The organism is Tahibacter caeni (assembly GCF_024609805.1).
Lineage (GTDB): Bacteria > Pseudomonadota > Gammaproteobacteria > Xanthomonadales > Rhodanobacteraceae > Tahibacter > Tahibacter caeni.
This window is the reverse complement of record NZ_JANFVR010000417.1, coordinates 1-3554: the sequence shown is the minus strand read 5'-3', so window position 1 is coordinate 3554 and position 3554 is coordinate 1. Positions and strand designations below refer to the sequence as shown.

4 protein-coding genes are annotated in these 3554 nt (G+C 69.6%); 3 read left to right on the top strand and 1 reads right to left on the bottom strand.

The genetic code is table 11. The features are described from left to right. Positions 1–740: DUF2167 domain-containing protein (locus NON22_RS21855; RefSeq protein ID WP_257389118.1), on the top strand; the 740-nt coding region annotated here is incomplete at its 5' end. A gap of 160 nt (positions 741–900) precedes the next feature. Here NON22_RS21855 and NON22_RS21850 read toward each other — a convergent pair. Continuing rightward, positions 901–1617 carry a 2OG-Fe(II) oxygenase gene (locus NON22_RS21850; RefSeq protein WP_257389117.1) on the bottom strand — a complete coding sequence of 239 codons (717 nt, stop codon included), beginning with the start codon at positions 1615–1617 and terminating at the stop codon, positions 901–903. 70 nt (positions 1618–1687) lie between these two features. Between NON22_RS21850 and NON22_RS21845 the strand changes: the two genes are divergently transcribed. Next, positions 1688–2971: an acetyl-CoA C-acetyltransferase gene (locus NON22_RS21845; protein WP_257389116.1), complete on the top strand. Its 1284-nt coding sequence runs from the start codon at positions 1688–1690 to the stop codon at positions 2969–2971. Positions 2972–3083: 112 nt separating this feature from the next. Beyond that, the coding region (locus NON22_RS21840) for a hypothetical protein (RefSeq protein ID WP_257389115.1) at positions 3084–3554 on the top strand (471 nt) is incomplete at its 3' end.

Below are 3554 nucleotides of genomic sequence, written 5' to 3'. Positions count from 1 at the left end.
GGGCCGGCGGCGGCCAGGCGGACGCGACCCCGCGCGACGCGGAGTTCGACAACCCGGCGCCGGTGCCGGTGCAGGAGCGCCCGGCAGAAGTCATCAGCTATGCCGAGGCCGCGCGCAGCGCCGTGTTCAACCGCGGCCGCTACACGCGCGACGCGATCGGCGTCACGATCGACGTACCGTCGAAGTTCCGCCTGATCAGCGGGGCCGATGCGCGCCGCATGGACCGGGCGCGCGGCCGCAACGAAGATTCCCGCGGCATGGGCTGGATCATCCACGAAAAACTCGCGCTGACCGATCCCGACGCCTGGCACGTGAACGTGCGCTGGCTCAGCGACGGCTGGATCGCCGCCGCGCCGCTGGATCCCGTCGCCCTGCTCGACGACGCGCAGCGCAACAAGTCGCCGAAGCCGCACGTGCTCGTCAGCAACGGCGACCTGCTCGGCTACGCGGCGGCACCGCAGTTCGACGGCCAGGTGCTGGACTGGGCCGAGGAACGCCTGCTCGTGAATTCCGACGATCGCGTCGTCGACTGCCACGCCCTGCGCCTGGGCCGGCGCGGCGCGCTCGAGTTCAGCGTCGTCGGCATGCCCGCGGCATCGGCCGCGCTGTGCCAGACCACCGTACGCCTGCTCGCTTCGCGCGCGATCTTCATGCAGGGCAAGGAATACGCCGAAGCCGCGCCGCCCGAGGGTCTGCGCGCGCCGTATACGGTCGCGGCGCTGACGACGCACGCGCCGTGACGACGCGCCGTCGCGGCTTGTTCGGGCGACGGCGCGATCATCCGGGACGGGCTTTTCGCGGCGGGAACGCCTCGGTGCCGTGGTTCGCCGCGCTCGCGACGACCTGCGCGTGCCGGTGCGACACGCCCGGCGGGTCGCGACCGCGCGGCGGCGCCGCGCTTCAGGCGTTATAGCCCTTGTACAGCGTGCCGTGGGCTTCGCGCCGTTCTTCGGCCGGGCGCTGCGTCGTGTAGTAGTACAGCGCGATCGACTGGCGGTAGATACCCTCGGGCGCGGCCCAGTGATTCGGATGGCCGTGGAAGGTGTCCGAACGCGTCGCGAACACGACGGCGCGGTTGAACAGCGGTTCGACCGTGCGCACGCGGCGCGTGCCGGTCGTGTCCCAGAGCTCCAGCTCGCCGCCGAAGCCGGCTTCCCAGTGCGGATTCAGGTAGATCAGCAGGTTCAGGCGCCGGTGCGCCTGCAGGCCTTCGTGCCAGTTGAAATCCGCATGGATGCCGAGATGGTCGCCGCGGCGGCTCAGGTGGATACCGCCGCCGGCCAGGCCCGGGTCCGGCAGCAGATGCCCGATGCCGCTGAGGCGCTCGAGGAAACGGATGAACGGCCCGGAATTCAGATCGTGGATGGCCCGGCGCAGCGCCGGCGGAAAACGCACTTCGTCGGAGGAGCCGAGCTTGACCTCGTAGCCGATCGCGCCGAACCGGTCCCAGGCCAGGCGATCTTCGGGCTTGGGAAAGACCTGCGCCAGCTCGGCCGCGGCCGCCGGGTCGAGGAAGTCCTCGAACACCGCATGCGGGTACGGCTCGGCCCCGGCGAAGCCCTCGGCCGTACCGGCGGCCAGGGTCTGCAGCCTGTCAAGATCGAAAACGTACGGCATAGAATAAGCAACTACCGTGAAACGTCTGATGATAGCAGGCGCTAACCCCTCAGCCGCAGGAAGGCGAATCGTGAGCAACCAGCAACGCGTAGGCATCATCGGCGGGGTGCGCATCCCCTTCTGTCGCAACAACACGGCCTATGCCGACGTCGGCAACCTCGGCATGTCGATCAAGACGCTCGGCGCGCTCGTGGAAAAGTTCGGCCTGCACGGCGTCGAGCTCGGCGAAGTCGCGATGGGCGCGGTGATCCACCATTCCTCGGACTGGAACCTCGCGCGCGAGGCGGCGCTGTCCTCGGGGCTCGCGCCGACGACGCCGGGCATCACGATGGCGCGCGCCTGCGGCACCTCGCTCGACACCGCCATCCACATCGGCAACAAGATCGCGATGGGCCAGATCGAGGCCGGCGTCGCCGGCGGTTCGGACACGACGAGCGACGTGCCCATCGTCTACGGCCGCAAGCTGCAGCAGCGCCTGCTCGCGGCGGCGCGCGCGAAGACGCCGCTCGACAAGCTCAAGACCCTGCTGCGCGGTTTCAGCTTCAGCGAACTCAAGCCGCATTTCCCCGGCGTGGCCGAGCCGCGCACGGGCAAGTCCATGGGCGACCACTGCGAGCTCATGGCCAAGGAATGGAAAATCGCGCGCGAGGACCAGGACAAGCTCGCCTGGGAAAGCCATCAGAAAGCCGCCGCGGCCTATTCGCGCGGTTTCTACAAGGATCTCGTCGTGCCGTTCCGCGGCATCGAGCGCGACAACATCCTGCGTCCCGACACCTCGCTGGAAAAGCTCGCGAGCCTGAAGCCGGCCTTCGACAAGACCTCGGGCCAGGGCACCTTGACCGCCGGCAACTCCACGCCGCTGACCGACGGCGCCTCGGCCGTGCTGCTGGCCAGCGACGCCTGGGCGCAGGCGCGCGGCCTGAAGGTCCAGGCCTATCTGACCCACTCCAAGGTCGCCGCGGTCGATTTCGTCCACGGCGAAGGACTGCTGATGGCGCCGACGATCGCCGTCGCGCAGATGCTCAAGGACGCGAACCTGACCCTGCAGGACTTCGACTTCTACGAAATCCACGAGGCCTTCGCCGCGCAGGTGCTGTGCACCCTGCGTGCCTGGGAAAGCGCCGAGTACTGCAAGAACCGGCTCGGCCTCGACACCCCGCTCGGCAGCATCGATCCGGCGAAGATGAACGTGAACGGCTCGTCGCTGGCCCACGGCCATCCGTTCGCGGCGACCGGCGCGCGCATCGTCGCGAACCTGGCCAAGCTGCTCGAGGAAAAGGGCAGCGGCCGCGGCCTGATCTCGATCTGCACGGCCGGCGGCATGGGCGTCACGGCAATCGTCGAACGGCCGTAGGCCGCCGCCGGCCTTCGCGCCGGCTGTTCGGTTCAGGTTGCGCCCGCGTTCTGAAACGGTAAAGTCGGGCCAGCGCGCCGGCCCCGGCGCGCCTGCTCCATCGGGGAATCTCATGCAGAACACCAAGCACGCGTTGGTGCTGACCGGCACGGTTTTGTCCGGTCACGCCGCGGAAACGGTCTGGCCGGCGTTGGCCAGCTATTTCCGCATGGAACCGGACAAAGTCAGCACGCAGCTGGTGCCGCGCGCGCCGGTCACGTTGAAGGAGAGCGACGACCTCGCCAAGCTGCAGGGCCTGCAGGACGGCCTGCGCAGCATCGGCGCCGACAGCGAGATCCATGCGCTCGACAATCGCGGCAGCCTGTTCGCCGTGATCGGCGGCAAGCCGCGCGGCCCGGTTCCGCACACTTTCGTCGAGCGCAAGGTCGCCGCCGGCGACTGGTCGGGCAACGTCGAAGTCGCCAAGGTCGGCGAGAACGAATGGGGTCCGTTCAGCCGTCTCGGCGCGCCGGCCGCGCCGGCGACTCCGCCGCCGATGGCTCCGCCGCCCGCGCCCCGCGCCGCGGCCACGCCGCCGAGCTTC